The sequence below is a fragment of the Streptomyces fildesensis genome, from assembly GCF_016107395.1.
GTDB lineage: Bacteria > Actinomycetota > Actinomycetes > Streptomycetales > Streptomycetaceae > Actinacidiphila > Actinacidiphila fildesensis.
Window position 1 is genome coordinate 85,104 of record NZ_JAAIKO010000023.1, and the last position, 14,231, is coordinate 99,334.

A 14,231-nucleotide genomic window follows, 5' to 3' on the forward strand; every position below is an offset into this window, starting at 1 on the left:
TTGGCCCGGAGGGCCCCGGGTACCCGCCCGGGCACCCACGGAATATACCCCCGGGGGTACGAGTGTTACGGTGGAAACAGATACCCCCCGGGGTAATTTCCATGCGAAAGGAGTACCCGCGTGTTCTTCGTTGACACCATCGAGCTGGAAGGTCTCGGCAAACCGCAGCTACCTGGCCGGCGGTGAGCGTACGGCGGTGGCGGTGGACCCGCTGCGCGACATCGACCAGGTCATGGCCGCGGCCGCCCGGCGGGGTGTGCGCATCTCGCATGTAGTGGAGACCCACCTGCACAACGACTACGTCACCGGCGGCCTGGAACTCGCCCGGATTACCGGCGCCCGCTATCTCGTGCCGGCCGACGCGAAGGTCTCGTTCGCGCGGGTGCCCGTCGAAGACGGCGACACCGTGGACATCGACGCCGGCAGCCTGGTGACGCTGGCCGCGATCGCGACCCCCGGCCACACCCCGCACCACACCTCCTACGCGCTGCGCGAGGCAGGACGGCCGGTGGCGGTCTTCACCGGCGGCTCGCTGCTGATCGGCACGGTGGGCCGCCCGGACCTGGTCGAGCCGCGGCTGACCGAACAGCTCGCCCGCGCCCAGCACGCCTCCGCCCACCGCCTGGCCACCGGCCTCCCGGACGAGACGGCCGTGCTGCCCACCCACGGGTTCGGCAGCTTCTGCTCCTCCGCCCAGTCCGATGGTGACCAGACCACCATCGGCAAGGAGAAGAGCGCCAACACGGCGCTCACCGTCGACGTGGACACCTTCGTCGCCGACCTGCTGGCCGGGCTGGAGGACGTGCCCGCCTACTACGCGCACATGGGCCCGGCCAACGCCGCGGGCCCCGCCCCGGTCGACCTGACCCCGCCCGCGCTCGCGGACCCCACCGCGATCGCCGCACGACTCGCGGCTGGCGAGTGGGTGGTCGACCTGCGCAACCGCATGGTCTTCGCCGAAGGGCACGTGGCCGGGTCGTTCAACTTCGAGGCTGACGGCAAGATCGCCACCTACCTCGCCTGGATGATCCCCTGGGGCAAGCCGGTCACCCTGCTCGCCGAATCGGCCGAGCAACTCGCCGAAGCCCAGCGCGAACTGGTACGGGTGGGCATTGACCGCCCGGCCGCCGCCGCCATCGGCGGCCCCGCCGCCTGGCTGCCCGACGGGCAGACACCCGCCGCCTTCCCGCGCTCGACGTTCGCCGGCCTCGCCGCCCACGGCACCGACGACGTGGTGGTCCTGGACGTACGCCGCGACTCCGAGCGGGCGAACGGCTGGATCGAAGGATCGGTGCACATCCCCATCCACGAACTCCACGGCCGCCTCAGCGAGGTGCCGGCGGGAGCGGTGTGGGTGCACTGCGCCGGCGGCATGCGCGCCGCGATCGCCGCGTCCCTGCTGGACGCGGCAGGCCGGGATGTCGTCGCCGTCGACGACGGCTTCGACGCCGCCACCGACGCCGGCCTGCCCCCGACCACCGGCTGATCCCGCCCCCAGCACGAGAAAGGGGGAGAACTTCATGTTCCTCTTCCGCCGCACCCAGCCCCGCGTCAGCGTGGGCCAGGCCCGCAACCGCACCGGCGGCCGGGCCCCGGACGCAATCCTGCTCGACGTCCGCGAGAAGCCGGAGTGGAACGCTGGCCACGCCCCCGGCGCCCTGCACGCCCCGCTGTCCAAGCTCGTCGCCGGCGGCGAACTGCCGCCCGGCGCGTCGGGCCGGCCGCTGGTGGTCATCTGCCGCAGCGGACACCGCTCCCAGCAGGCGGCCAAACTCCTCACCCAGCGCGGAGAACAGGCGGTGGACGTCAAGGGCGGCATGAACGCGTGGGCCGCCTCCGGATACCCGGTCAGCGACGAACGCGGGAACAGCGGCCAGATAGCGTGACGGCCCTCGTTCTCGCCCTCATCGCCGGGGCCGTCATCGGCCTCGCCCTCGGAGCCCTGGGAGGCGGCGGCAGCGTCCTGGCCGTGCCCGCCCTGATCTACCTGCTCGGCTTTACCCCGGCAGCGGCCACCACCGCCAGCCTGATCATCGTGGCCGCCACCTCCGCCACCGCCCTGTACGCCCACGCACGCGACGGGCACGTCGCCTGGAAAGCCGGATCACTGTTCGCAGCCGCGGGCATCATCCCCGCCTACCTCGCCGGAGCAGCCTCCGGGCACCTGCCCGAAGCGGTCCTGACCATCGCGTTCGCGGTGATCGCCGCACTGGCGGCCCTGCGCATGCTCCGCCCCTCCACCTCCGAGTCGGCAGGCCGGATACGGCCCGGCAAGGCAGCCGGGGCAGGTGCCGGACTCGGTGCGGTGACCGGATTCCTCGGCGTCGGAGGCGGGTTCCTCGCCGTCCCGGCCCTGGTCAGCGTGCTTGGGCTGACGATGCGCAGAGCGGTGGGCACCAGCCTGCTCGTCATCACCGTCAACTCACTCGCCGCCCTGACCGCCCGCACCGGAACCGGCGGCGGCATCCAGTGGGAAGTCATCGGACCCTTCGCCGGGGCCGCGATCCTCGGCGCCTGGGACGGCAAACGCCTCGCCGCCAAGATCTCCGGCCCCACACTTCAGCGAGTCTTCGCCGGCGTACTCCTGGCGGTGGCCGCGTTCATGCTCATCGACGTGATCGCATGAACACGGCGCCCACCACCGGCTCTCAGGCCAGGGACAGGAACAGCTTTTCCAGCCGGGCCCGCATCTCATCGCGGTCACCGGCCGCCTGGCCGCCCTCGGCCATGCAGTGCTGCAGCCCGGTCGCGATGATCGCGAACCCGGCCCGGTCCAACGCGCGGGAGACCGCCGCGAGCTGCGTGATCACGTCCTCGCAGTCCCGGCCCTCCTCGATCATCTTGATGATCCCCGCGATCTGCCCCTGAGCCCGTCGCAGCCGGTTCAGCACCGATTTCAGCTCATCGGCCGCCATCTCAAGCTCCACTGTCCACCTCCACGAAGAAAATACCCCTAGGGGTATCATACCGGTTACGAAGACCCGCCCCCGGACTGACTACGAAGGGACCACCCCGCACATGATCACCCCCACCACCCTCATCCCCGCCCAGGCCGCCGCCCGCCTGCACGAGTACACCGTCATCGACGTACGCACCCCCGGCGAGTACGCCGCCGGCCACCTCCCCGGCGCCCACAACATCCCCCTGGACCACCTCCACACCGCACTGCCGGCCCTCAAGGCCACAGCCGCCCGCGGCGACCTCCTCATGGTCTGCGCCTCCGGCAACCGCTCCACCACCGCCTGCACCGAACTCGCCGCAGCTGACATCCCCGCAACCACCCTCACCGGCGGCACCACCGCATGGGCCGGCGAGGGCCACACCCTTCACCGCCCCGAGAACGGCCGGGCCGTCTGGCCCATGGAACGCCAGGTGCGACTCGCCGCCGGATCCCTCGTCGTCCTCGGCCTCGCCGCCGGCACCCGCTGGCGCCCCGCCCGCTGGCTGTCCGCCGCCATCGGCACCGGCCTGGTCTTCTCCGCCGCCACCAACACCTGCGGCATGGCCGCCGCCCTCGCCAAACTCCCCCACAACCAGCCCCGCACCACCGACCTCGACGCCACCCTGCAAGCACTGCAGGGCTGATACGCCCACCGACAGGACCGGGATGATCACTGTCGAAGTCCAGCCGGCGAGAACGCATTCCGGGCCCGGGTCGGTGGCGCTGCTCGGAGACACGATCTACTGTTTCCCCTCCATGGGGCTCACCGTGGCCTGCGGATTCGAGTGCAGCTACAGCCGCCATACGCCCTATGGCTAGCTAGGTGCGATGCACGCGCAGATGCGGCGCGGGGCGTGTGGCAGCCCGTCCCAGGTCTGCGGGCACTTTCTCCGGGGGCGAGCAGGCTGGTGAGCTCGGCGGTTGCCTCCGGTGCGGGCCTGAAATAGCGGCGGACGTTCTCCGGTCAGTGGTCCGCTGCGGCCGGGTGCCACGGCGCGTCGGCGCGGGTGCGGCGGGCGTCGGCGGTCAGCCGCAGTGCATACACAGGCTGGTCGTCGGCCAGGACGGGGCCAAGGCAGGTGTGGCCGGTCGTGTGACACCAGGCGGGCAGGTCGAGCGGGGCCGCCGGATCGGTGGCGATGACGTGCACAACATGGACCGGCTGCGCATCCTGGATATGGTCACACAGCCGGAGCACCACGCACAGCAGGCCCGTGCCATCGACGGTGAGGTCCGTCGCCGGAACGGGAGCTGCCGCCTCGCGGCAGGCTCTGGGTGACACCCCAAGTCGGCGGGGCAGCTCGCCCTCCACGCTTCTCTCCGGCCAACTCTGCGGCCATCGGTTCCCTGCCCGCTCAATGGGTTCGACGTTCGCTCCATTCTCGGAAGCACAGGCAGATGTCAGCAGCTCGACGGTTCGGTCGATGTCGGTGGCGGTGGTCCAGCGGCCCAGCGAGATGCGGAGAGCGGTGACGCTGCGGGAGTCGGGCAAGGAGTTCGTGGCTGCAGATGCTGTCGATGCTGATGTTGAGGGTGTTGGGCAGGCGCGGTTCGGCGGGGCCGTTGAGGCGGATGCGGCCGGGGAGCCGGGCGGTGAGGCCGGCGTGGAGTCGGTCGAGCAGGGCGGCGATGCAGCGGCGACATTGTCGCCGGCCAGCCTCAGAGCGGGGCGGATGCTGGCGGGCTGCGGAACTCGAGGTCAGACGCAGCAATCGCATCCGGCGCGGCAGCCGCAGGCTTGCTTCTGGGGCGGAGCGGCTGCGGGCGGGGCCGCGCAGCAGCCCTTGCCCTGCCAGGCGTCGCGGCCTTCCTTGACCGCGATGACGGCGATGACGAGGGCGGCGATGGGGTCGGCCCATGTCCAGCCGAGGGTGGCGTTGAGGGCCAAGCCGACCAGCAGGACCGCGGACAGGTACGTACACAGCAGGGTCTGCTTGGAGTCTGCGACCGCCGAGGCGGAGCCGAGTTCGCGTCCGGCGCGGCGCTGGGCGGCGGACAGGAAGGGCATGATCGCCAGGGACAGCGCGGCGATAGCGATGCCGCGGATGGAGCGGTCAGCCTCGCCGGTGCTGGTCAGGGCCCGTACGGCGTCGATGGCGACGTAGGTGGCGAGCGCGAAGAAGGAGATGGCGATGATTCGCAGGGTGGTCTTTTCCCGGGCCTCGCGTACGGCGTGATCGCGGGCGGAGAACTGCCAGGCGACCGCGGCCGCGGAGGAGACCTCGATGACGGAGTCCAGGCCGAAGCCGACCAGCGCGGTCGAGGAGGCAATCGTTCCGGCGGTGATCGCAACAACCGCCTCGATCACGTTGTAGGTGATCGTGGCGGCGACGAGCAGCCGAATGCGCCTGGCCAGAACGTCGCGGCGGGCCGGGCTCGGCCCGAGGGATATCGCGGTCATCAGCAGCATCCCTCCGTGGTGGCGTCCGGGCAGGTTTTGTCCGACTCGACGGCGAGCACCGAGGCGAGGAGATGGTCCAGGGCGTGGCCGAGACGGGCGTCGGCGAGCTCGTAGCGGGTACGGCGGCCGTCGGGCACGGTGACGACGAGCCCGCAGTCGCGCAGGCAGGCCAGGTGGTTCGACAGTCGGGTCCGGGAGACGCCGAGGGTGTCGGCGAGGTCGGAGGGGTAGGCCGGCGCCTCGCGCAGCGCGAGGAGGATCCGGCAGCGGATCGGGTCGGCGAGCGCGCGGCCGAACCGGGCCAGCACCTCGATGTCGGGAGCAAGAGTCAGCACGACGACGAGAATACACAGAACCCTGAATTCAGAAGGTGGTGAACTCACGGTCGGCCTGGTCCGTACGGCGAACGCCCGCGCGATCCTGGAGGAGTGAACATCGAGCTCCTGGTCGTACCGGACTGCCCCCACGAGAAGCCCGCCGCCGAACAGCTGCGTCGCACGCTGGACGAGCTCGGCCTGCGCGGGGTCGGGTTCGCCACCCGAGTGATCAGCGATCAGGGCCAGGCTGAGGAGGTCGGCTTCGCCGGTTCCCCGACCGTCCTCATCGACGGCCGTGACCCGTTCGCCGAGTCTTCGAATTCCGTCGGGTTGTCGTGCCGGATGTACCGGACCGTGAAGGGCCTGTCCGGCCTGCCGGACCCCGGCCGGCTGCGGCAGGCGCTGGCCGCCGCCCGCACGGACCGGCCGGGCCGCTGACCCGCTTCTCGCCTCAGCGACAGGACACCCGCGAGACCGCGTGGGCCTGCCCGACGACCGAGGCGGGATGGGTACGGAGTCTGCCGGAGATGGCGCACAGAAGGACCCTGGGCGGCGGCCGGGGTCGATGTCAGTCGTGGGGCGGCAGCGCGCCGAGCTGGTGATCGGCGACGCTGAGAGCCTCCTCGACCAGATTGCGCAGATGGCCGTGGCGCAGGGCGTAGATCACTCGGCGCCCTTCCTTGCGGGTGGCCACCAGTCCGGCCAGGCGGAGCCGGGCCAGGTGCTGGCTGACCGAGGGTCGGGCCGCGCCGCATGCTTCGGCCAGCGTGGTCACATCTGCCTCGCCCTCGCCGAGTCGGCGCAGCAGGGCCAGGCGGGTGCGGTCGGCGAGCAGTCCGAGCACTTCCACCGCCACGTCGAGTCGTTCGCCTTCGTCTGGCTCTTGCGAGCGATGAGCACCTGATACATGCATGCGTGCATTCATACGCACATGATGCGAGACTGGATCGTGGGTGTCCAGCCGGCACGCCCCTTGTCCCCGATCCGGAAGGCGCTGAGCCAGTGAGCGACCACGACCCGACCCTGGAGCCGCACGCCTTCGCCGAGCACCACCACGATCACGAGCACGGCGGCCACGGGCATGACCACGTGGGTGGTGTTTCCCGCTGGTCGAGGCTGCGGCACCAGGTCGGCCACGCCTTTGCTCCGCATTCGCACGAGGCGGCGGACAAGGTCGACTCGGCGATGGAGTCCTCGGCGGAGGGCATGCGCACGCTGTGGATCTCGCTGGGGGTCCTTGGTGTCACCACCGTGCTCCAGGCTCTGGTGTTCGTTCTGTCCGGGTCGGTCGCGCTGCTGGGGGACACGATCCATAACGGCGCTGATGCGCTGACCGCTGTGCCGCTGGGCATCGCCTTCGTCATCGGGCGTCGGGCGGCGACCCGCCGCTTCACCTACGGTTTCGGCCGGGCCGAGGATCTGGCGGGCATCGCGATCCTGCTCACCATCACCGCGTCCTCCGCCCTGGCGGCGTACACCGCCGTCGACCGGCTGCTGAACCCGCAGGAGATCACCCACCTTCCGTGGGTTGCGGCCGCCGCGGTCATCGGCTTCATCGGCAACGAGTGGGTGGCCCGCTACCGGATCCGTACCGGACGCAAGATCGGCTCCGCTGCCCTGGTCGCCGACGGGCTGCATGCCCGCACCGACGGCTTCACCTCCTTGGCGGTCCTGCTCGGAGCGGGCGGGGCCGCGCTCGGCTGGCGGCTGGCGGACCCGATCGTCGGTCTCCTGATCACCGTCGCGATCCTGCTGGTGCTCAAGGACGCGGCGAAGGAGGTCTTCCGCCGTCTGATGGACGCGGTCGACCCCGCCCTCGTTGACAGCGCCGAGACCGCTCTGCGGTCGGTGCCCGGGGTGAGCCGGGTCGGCGAGGTGCGGATGCGGTGGATCGGCCACCAGCTGCGGGCCGAGGCCACCATCACCGTCGACGGTTCCTTGAGCCTGATCTTGGCTCACCAGGTCGCGGTGGAGGCCGAGCACGCCCTGCTGCACGCCGTCCCCCGGCTGACGGCCGCGCTGATCCATGCCGACCCCACCCGCACCGGAGATCAGGACCCGCACGCAGTCCTCGCCCACCACCACTCCTGACCAGCAGCGACAGCGCAGACCAGGGCGCGTTCGCGGTAACGACAACGGTCATCACTGCAGCCTTTGGATCTCCGCGCGATCTGCGCTTCACTTCCGGACGCGGGCCCGCTTCGGGCCCCGGGGGAGGACCACCGTCATGAGCAGCACCCACGACCATGATCAGGAGCACGGCGGCGGGCACGGGGGCCACGCCCACGGGGTGTCGGCGGACGCGGACCGCCGGTGGCTGACGGTCGCGCTGGTGATGATCGCGGTGTTCATGGCGGCCGAGGTGGTCGTCGGCGTGATGGCCAACTCGCTGGCGTTGATCTCGGATGCGGCGCACATGCTCACCGATGTCGCCTCGATCGTGCTGGCGTTGATCGCGATGCGGCTGGCCGCCCGCCCGGCCAAGGGCTCCTACACCTACGGTCTCAAGCGGGTGGAGATCCTGTCCGCGCAGGCCAACGGGCTGACCTTGCTGCTGTTGTCGGTGTGGCTGGCCTATGAGGCGATCCACCGGCTGATCTCCCCGCCGGAGGTCACCGGCGGCCTGGTCCTGGCCACGGCCCTGGTCGGAGTGGCGGTCAATGTGGTGGCGGCGTGGGCGATTTCCAAGGCCAACCGGACCTCGCTGAACGTCGAGGGCGCCTACCAGCACATCCTGACCGACCTGTTCGGGTTCATCGCCACCGCGATCGCCGGCGCGGTGGTGCTGTTCACCGGCTTCGCCCGCGCGGATGCGATCGCCTCCCTGCTGGTGGTCGCCCTGATGCTCAAGGCCGGCTACGGCCTGGTCCGCGACTCGGGCCGCATCTTCCTGGAGGCCGCCCCGGCCGGTATCGACCCCGACGCGCTGGGTGATCTGCTGGTCGATCAGAAGGGGGTGGTCGAGCTCCACGATCTGCACGTCTGGACGATCACGTCCAGGCAGAGCGCCCTGTCTGCCCATGTCCTGGTCGAGCCGGGCGGGGACTGCCACGCGGTACGCCGGGACCTGGAACAGCTCCTGGCCGCCGGCCCCGGCATCACCCACACCACGTTGCAGGTCGACCACGCCCCCGAGCAGCTGCTCACCCTGCATCCCACCGAACCGGACACCGACCGGGCGCACTGCGACGACGCCCACGGCCCCGTCCACCGTCCCGGCCCTCACGCGCATTGAACCGAAGGCCGCTCGCCCCGAAGGTCCGACCACTGCCTCCAGGGCGAGTGGGGAATCTCAGGCGGGAAGCGGCTGGGGAATCGGGGCGGCCAGGCGGCCGCTTCGGGACAGCGCACGAACGGCTGCCGCGCACAGCGCGCCGGTGGCGGCCAGCCCCGCCCAGACGAGCCATCCGGCGTGGTGGCGGTGGGCGAAGTCCCACAGTGCGCCGGTGGCGAGGTTGCCCAGGGTGATACCGAGGCCGGAGACGGTGTTGTAGAGGCCGTAGTGGGTGGCGACCAGTCGGCCCCCGGCCAGTGAGACCACGGTGTCCATCTCGAAGGGGTAGACCACCGCGCTTCCGGCCGCGAGCAGTACGACGGCCGCAAACAGCGCTCCCAGCACCGCCCTCGTACCCGCTTGCGCGGGCACGAGGGCCAGGGGCACAAAGGCCAAGCCCATCGCTGCCAGACCCCGTACCAGGGCCTGGTCGGCGCTCCAGCGGCGTTTCGCCCAGCCGGTCAAACGCAGTTGCCCCATCACGGCTACCGCCGCTGAGACCACGAACAGGGCGCTGGTGGCCTTGGTCCCGTTGCCGCCCAGGGCGTCATCGGCGGCCAAGGGCAGGGCGAGGTAGACCTGGAAGGTCAGTACGTAGGAGCCGATCATCGCGCACGCGAACAGCAGGAACGGCCGGTTGGCCACGACCGTGCGCCACTGGGCCAGCACCCCGCCCTCCTCTCGCCCCGAAGCGCCGTCCTGCCGGGCGGCCGCGGGCAGGGCCCGCCATTGCAGGATGGTCAGCGCGGCGAAGATCGCGGCGGCCACGGTGCACACCGCCCGGAAGTCGGCGGCCAGCAGGCCCAGTCCGACCAGCGGGCCGAGCAGCATGCCGGCCTGGTAGTAGACGTTGAAGGTGGCGAAGGCGTCCACCCGCCGTTCGCCGGCTTCGGCGGCGAGGTAGGCGCGTACCGCGGGGTTGAACAAGGCGCCGGCGAAACCCGTGGCAGCGGAGGCGATGATCAGCGCGGGGACGTTGTCGACCCAGCCCAGTAGGGCGAACCCTGCGGTACGCAGCAGGCATCCGGCGATGATGGGGGCTTTGTAGCCGTAGCGGTCGGCGATGGTGCCGCCGATGAGGAACATGCCCTGCTGGGAGAGGTTGCGTACGCCCAGGACCAGGCCGACCGTCCAGGCAGCGAGGCCGAGGTCGCCGGTGAGGTGGGCGGCGAGGTAGGGCATGAGCATGTAGAAGGCGAGGTTGATGGCGAACTGGTTGGCCATCAACAGCCGTACGACCGGGGGGAAGGAGGCGGTGGTGGCCCACAGGGTCTTCATCGGGCGGCCTCCGCCAGGTCGCAGCCGGTGGCGTCCGCGCCGAGGGGGGCCGTGCTCGCGAGGGGGTCGGTGACGGTGGTGCACCGCGTCCAGCGGGTGACGGTGCGCTCGCCGGGGAAGCCGATCTCCTCGGGGGCGTCTGCGGGCTGGTGGCCGAGCAGGTGGTGTTCGCGGCAGTAGGCGTCGTCGAAGACGGTGGTGGTGTACCGCTGGGGGCCGTCGGGGAAGACCGCCGCGATGCGTGCTTCGGCGGGCAGCTGTCCGGCGAGCCAGCGGGCGGCGAGGGCGACCGCCCCCACGCTCCAGCCGCCGGTGGCGTAGTGGTCCCTGGCCAGGGCGCGGGCCGCCCACACCGCCTCGGGGGCGGCGACCCAGTGGACTTCGTCGAACAGGGTGTAGTCGACGTTGCGGGGATAGATGCTGCTGCCCAGCCCCCGCATCAGGCGCGGGGCGGCGGGCTGCCCGAAGATCGTCGAGCCGGTCGTGTCGACCCCCGTCACCCGCAGGTCGGGGAAGTATCCGCGCAGCACGTGGGCGATCCCGGCCGAATGGCCGCCCGTTCCCACGCTGACGACCAGGGCGTCGATCCGGCCGAGTTGGGCGATGAGCTCGTGGGCCAGGGGACGGTAGGCGGCCACGTTGTCCGGGTTGTGGTACTGGTCGGGGCACCAGGCGTCCGGGCGGGCGGCAAGAAGTTCGCCGACCCTCTCGCGGCGGGCCTGCTGCCAGCCGCCGGTGGAGTGCGGCCGCGTCACGCTCTGGACGTCGGCGCCGTAGGCGGTGAGCAGACCCGTCATCATCGTCTCCATGCCCGGGTCGGTGACCACGGTGACCGGGTGGCCGAAGGTGACCCCGGCCAGGGCCAGGCCCAGGCCGAGCGTGCCGGAGGTCGACTCCACGATCGGCGCCCCGGGCAGCAGGTCCCCGCGCTCGCGGGCGCGGGCCACCATGTACAGGGCGGTGCGGTCCTTGATCCCGCCGGGGTTGTGGCCTTCGAGTTTTGCCCAGAAACCGCGGCCCGCCGGGGTGAACGGCTCGCCGACCCACAGCAGGGGCGTGTCACCGACCAGGCCGGCCGGGGTGTGGACGGGCAGGGACGTGGCGGCCAGCAGCCGGGCCGGGGCAGGGGGAAGCACGGGCAGGAGTGAAGAGTTCATGGCGCAGTTCTCCCGCGGCCGTGCCCCTTGTCAGGAGGTGCGGCCGCATCGGTTGAGCGGGCAGGCGGACGCTTCCGATCGCGCGGCACCGCGCCGGCTGCGGGAGCAGATCGGCTCCCCGCCGGCCGGCGCGGTGCACCGTCCGGTCTAGGTCCGCCACACCCCGAGGACCGCGCGTGTCCGGGCCTGCGTTGCGCCCTCGCCGGGCCCCGCCCGGGGCGGGGCGGATGTCGCGATCTGCCGTAGCGTCGCTTGCGCCGGCGAGAGCGCCGGCGTGGTGTCAACAGGCGCCGGAGCGGCCGGGGCAGTGATCCGCTGGGCCGCGACGGCGGGGGTGTCCTCCCCGGAGCACTCCACCGTCGGGTGTGACGGCGGCCGGGAGCCTTCCGCAGAGGCGTTCGCTGCCGATTGGGCGTGAGCCGAAGTGGTGATCGGCACGGTGTCGGTGTGGCTGCCCCCGGTGAGCTGCGGGCCGTGGGCGCAGCCGAGGAGGTGAACGAGCCCGAGCAGGACCACGGCGATCACCGATGCCAGGGGCCGTCCGCGCTGTGCGCTCCGAAGCATCACCCACATCGACATGTCACACAAGGTACGCGATCGGTCACGTAAAGTGTCGATAAGGGTGGGGTGGGCCGCCCGGCCGGGGCTCCCGGCTCCGCCTACGATGGGCACGTGAGCCTTGTCCGCTTCCCCTCGGCACCGGAGCCCGCCTGGCGGGTGAAGGTGCTGCTGGTGCTGGCCGTGCTCGTCGGTCTGCTGGGCATGCACGGTCTCACGTCCGCCAGTGCGGCACCCGCGGCTGCTGTGCCCATGCCCGCTCACGCACCAGCAGCCTTCCCGGCTGACGACTGTGCGTGCCACGATCAGGCCCATGGTCCGGCCGGAGGTCACAGCCATCACGCCGACGCGCTCTGCGTCGCCGCGGGTACCAGCCACGGCCCGGCCCTTCCTGCCCTGACGCTGGTGGCCGTGGAGCCGGCCGCGCAGGCCGGGATGCCGCAGCACCAGAGCGGACACGCCGTCGGCGGGGGCAGGGCCCCGCCCTCCTTGAGTGAACTGCAGCTCCTGCGTATTTAGGCGCGCCCGCACGGCATCGCCTCCTTTGGCGACCGCCGTGCTCCGGCATGCCCATCCGATGCTTCACCACAGGAGTTGCACAGCCATGACCGCACACCGCTCCACCCTCCGCCGGGCCGCCGCCGTGACGGCCGCTGCCACCGCCGCCCTCGTCCTGGCCGCCTGCGGCAGCAGCGACACCGGCACCTCCAACAGTGGCAAGACCAGCCCGCCTGCCTCCGCGCCGGCGTCGACCGGCGCGCACAACGCCGCCGACGTCTCCTTCGCCACCCAGATGATCCAGCACCACCGCCAGGCCATCGCGATGGCCGACCTGGCAGGCACCCGGGCCGCCGGCAGCGACGTCAAGACGCTGGCCGCGAAGATCAAGAACGCGCAGGACCCGGAGATCACCACCATGTCCGGCTGGCTCACAACCTGGGGCGAGAAGGTCCCCTCCGACATGGGCAGCATGGACCACGGCATGGACCACGGGAACGCCTCGTCCATGCCCGGCATGATGACCACCCAGCAGATGGACGAATTGAAGAACGCATCGGGCAAAGCCTTCGACACCGCGTTCCTGACCATGATGGTCGGACACCACCAGGGCGCGATCGAGATGGCGAAGAAGGAGCAGAGCAAGGGCGCCTACGGCCCGGCCAAGACCCTCGCCGACGACGTGATCACCGCTCAGAGCGCGGAGATCACCCAGATGAACAAGATGCTCGGCACGAGCTGACGCAACCGGCAGGCGGGGCAACACCTCCGGGATGCTGCCCCGCCTGCCGCCCAGCCCCTCTCGCCCGTCACTCTTCCTCCGGCCACCGGGACATCTTCGTGATCATCCGCTCTCGCCCGCTCTCCTTCACCACCGCTCGCGCGGGGGCCGTCTTCGCGCTGGCCGCCACCGCCGCCGTGCTGAGCGCCTGCTCCTCCAGCGACACCACGTCCGCCCCCGTGCCGGCTCCCGACCCCGGCACCGGCCACCTGCACGGCCTGGGCGTCGACCCGGCCGACAACAGCGTCTACGCCGCCGGGCACCTCGGCGTGTTCCGCCTGACCGGCGGCAAGGCCGTCCGGATAGCCGACCACTACCAGGACACGATGGGCTTCACCATCACGGGACCTCGCACCTTCCTGGCCAGCGGCCACCCCTCACCCACCGACCCGAAAGCCACCTCCCCCCACCTCGGCCTCATCCGCAGCACCGACGCCGGAAAGACCTGGACGACACTGTCCGCACAAGGCACGGCGGACTTCCACTCCCTCCAGTGCGCGGGCACCACCCTCTACGGCTACGACAGCCAGTCCGCCCAGTTGTGGGCCAGCACCGACGACGGCCGCACCTGGCAGCGCCGATCCAAAGCCGCCATCACCGACCTGGCCGCCACCGACAGCGACCCCGAGCGCCTGTGGGCCACCACCGACAGCGGACTGCAACGCAGCACCGACGGCGGACGCACCTTCCAGCCGGTCCCCGGAGCCCAGGACCTCGCCGCCATCGACCGCCCGACGTCGACCTTGCTGATCGCCCTCGCCACCGACGGACGCGTACTGACCAGCCCGGACGGCACCACCTTCACCGAACACGGACACCTTCCCCATGGCGCAAAGCCCACCGTCCTGACCGCTGTGAACACCACCCGTCTCCTCGCCGCCGACGACGCCGACACGGTGTACGAGTCAAAGGACGGCGGCCGCACCTGGAACGTGCTCCACCGCTCCCAGCCGGAATCCGAGGGTCACTGACGCCCGAACACCCCGTGCCGGCGTCCTCGCCACGCCGGCACGGAACGGCCGCGCT

At 71.4% G+C, this 14,231-nt stretch carries 17 protein-coding genes and 1 pseudogene; 10 read left to right on the plus strand and 8 right to left on the minus strand.

Annotated elements, in window-relative coordinates:
• The first annotated feature begins 120 nt into the window (after positions 1–120).
• The 3 genes and pseudogenes from C6N31_RS26180 (at position 121) to C6N31_RS26190 (ending at position 2,626) form a co-directional block, all read left to right on the plus strand.
• Positions 121–1,486 (plus strand): annotated as a pseudogene (locus C6N31_RS26180) (MBL fold metallo-hydrolase).
• Positions 1,487–1,520: 34 nt separating this feature from the next.
• Entirely contained in the window at positions 1,521–1,886 is a 366-nt protein-coding gene (locus C6N31_RS26185; RefSeq protein ID WP_198358373.1) for a rhodanese-like domain-containing protein, read from the plus strand.
• On the plus strand, positions 1,883–2,626 hold the full coding sequence (locus C6N31_RS26190) for a sulfite exporter TauE/SafE family protein (RefSeq protein ID WP_198358374.1): 744 nt from the start codon (positions 1,883–1,885) through the stop codon (positions 2,624–2,626). Before C6N31_RS26185 ends, C6N31_RS26190 begins: the two co-directional genes overlap by 4 nt.
• A 22-nt stretch (positions 2,627–2,648) precedes the next feature.
• Here the strand turns inward: C6N31_RS26190 and C6N31_RS26195 are convergent, their stop codons facing one another.
• Positions 2,649–2,927, minus strand: a complete 279-nt coding sequence (locus C6N31_RS26195; protein ID WP_124276065.1) for a metal-sensitive transcriptional regulator — start codon at positions 2,925–2,927, stop codon at positions 2,649–2,651.
• A gap of 91 nt (positions 2,928–3,018) precedes the next feature.
• Here C6N31_RS26195 and C6N31_RS26200 point away from each other — a divergent pair, with 91 nt between their 5' ends.
• Complete coding sequence (locus C6N31_RS26200) at positions 3,019–3,585, plus strand: rhodanese-like domain-containing protein (RefSeq protein ID WP_198358375.1); 567 nt, start codon at positions 3,019–3,021, stop codon at positions 3,583–3,585.
• 320 nt (positions 3,586–3,905) lie between these two features.
• Here C6N31_RS26200 and C6N31_RS26205 read toward each other — a convergent pair whose 3' ends face one another.
• From C6N31_RS26205 to C6N31_RS26215, 3 genes are all read right to left on the minus strand, one after another.
• A complete protein-coding gene (locus C6N31_RS26205; protein ID WP_307811547.1) occupies positions 3,906–4,253 on the minus strand; it encodes a sulfurtransferase TusA family protein in 348 nt (115 codons plus the stop codon).
• Positions 4,254–4,640: 387 nt separating this feature from the next.
• Complete coding sequence (locus C6N31_RS26210; protein ID WP_198358376.1) at positions 4,641–5,342, minus strand: cation efflux transmembrane domain-containing protein; 702 nt, start codon at positions 5,340–5,342, stop codon at positions 4,641–4,643.
• Positions 5,342–5,677, minus strand: coding sequence for an ArsR/SmtB family transcription factor (locus C6N31_RS26215; protein ID WP_198358377.1), 336 nt, complete (start codon positions 5,675–5,677; stop codon positions 5,342–5,344). Before C6N31_RS26215 ends, C6N31_RS26210 begins: the two co-directional genes overlap by 1 nt.
• A gap of 93 nt (positions 5,678–5,770) precedes the next feature.
• Between C6N31_RS26215 and C6N31_RS26220 the strand changes: the two genes are divergently transcribed.
• Positions 5,771–6,097, plus strand: coding sequence for a DsbA family protein (locus tag C6N31_RS26220; RefSeq protein WP_198358378.1), 327 nt, complete (start codon positions 5,771–5,773; stop codon positions 6,095–6,097).
• 130 nt (positions 6,098–6,227) lie between these two features.
• Here C6N31_RS26220 and C6N31_RS26225 read toward each other — a convergent pair whose 3' ends face one another.
• Positions 6,228–6,584, minus strand: a complete 357-nt coding sequence (locus C6N31_RS26225) for an ArsR/SmtB family transcription factor (protein ID WP_198358379.1) — start codon at positions 6,582–6,584, stop codon at positions 6,228–6,230.
• Positions 6,585–6,661: 77 nt separating this feature from the next.
• On the opposite strand from C6N31_RS26225, the gene C6N31_RS26230 reads away from it, so the two are divergent.
• Both C6N31_RS26230 and C6N31_RS26235 read left to right on the plus strand, forming a co-directional pair.
• A complete protein-coding gene (locus C6N31_RS26230) occupies positions 6,662–7,750 on the plus strand; it encodes a cation diffusion facilitator family transporter (protein WP_438817432.1) in 1,089 nt (362 codons plus the stop codon).
• Positions 7,751–7,886: 136 nt separating this feature from the next.
• Positions 7,887–8,894, plus strand: coding sequence for a cation diffusion facilitator family transporter (locus C6N31_RS26235; RefSeq protein ID WP_198358380.1), 1,008 nt, complete (start codon positions 7,887–7,889; stop codon positions 8,892–8,894).
• 57 nt (positions 8,895–8,951) lie between these two features.
• On the opposite strand, the gene C6N31_RS26240 is transcribed toward C6N31_RS26235, so the two are convergent.
• From C6N31_RS26240 to C6N31_RS26250, 3 genes are all read right to left on the minus strand, one after another.
• Entirely contained in the window at positions 8,952–10,211 is a 1,260-nt protein-coding gene (locus C6N31_RS26240) for an MFS transporter (protein WP_198358381.1), read from the minus strand.
• Complete coding sequence (locus C6N31_RS26245; protein ID WP_198358382.1) at positions 10,208–11,368, minus strand: PLP-dependent cysteine synthase family protein; 1,161 nt, start codon at positions 11,366–11,368, stop codon at positions 10,208–10,210. Before C6N31_RS26245 ends, C6N31_RS26240 begins: the two co-directional genes overlap by 4 nt.
• A 147-nt stretch (positions 11,369–11,515) precedes the next feature.
• On the minus strand, positions 11,516–11,947 hold the full coding sequence (locus C6N31_RS26250; protein ID WP_198358383.1) for a hypothetical protein: 432 nt from the start codon (positions 11,945–11,947) through the stop codon (positions 11,516–11,518).
• Between the two features lie 93 nt (positions 11,948–12,040).
• Here C6N31_RS26250 and C6N31_RS26255 point away from each other — a divergent pair, with 93 nt between their 5' ends.
• The 3 genes from C6N31_RS26255 (at position 12,041) to C6N31_RS26265 (ending at position 14,176) form a co-directional block, all read left to right on the plus strand.
• A complete protein-coding gene (locus C6N31_RS26255) occupies positions 12,041–12,445 on the plus strand; it encodes a DUF6153 family protein (RefSeq protein ID WP_198358384.1) in 405 nt (134 codons plus the stop codon).
• An 85-nt stretch (positions 12,446–12,530) separates the two neighbouring features.
• Positions 12,531–13,166 (plus strand): DUF305 domain-containing protein, encoded by a 636-nt coding sequence (locus C6N31_RS26260; RefSeq protein WP_198358385.1) that lies wholly within the window; start codon positions 12,531–12,533, stop codon positions 13,164–13,166.
• Positions 13,167–13,264: 98 nt separating this feature from the next.
• On the plus strand, positions 13,265–14,176 hold the full coding sequence (locus C6N31_RS26265; RefSeq protein WP_198358386.1) for a F510_1955 family glycosylhydrolase: 912 nt from the start codon (positions 13,265–13,267) through the stop codon (positions 14,174–14,176).
• Positions 14,177–14,231: the final 55 nt, after the last annotated feature.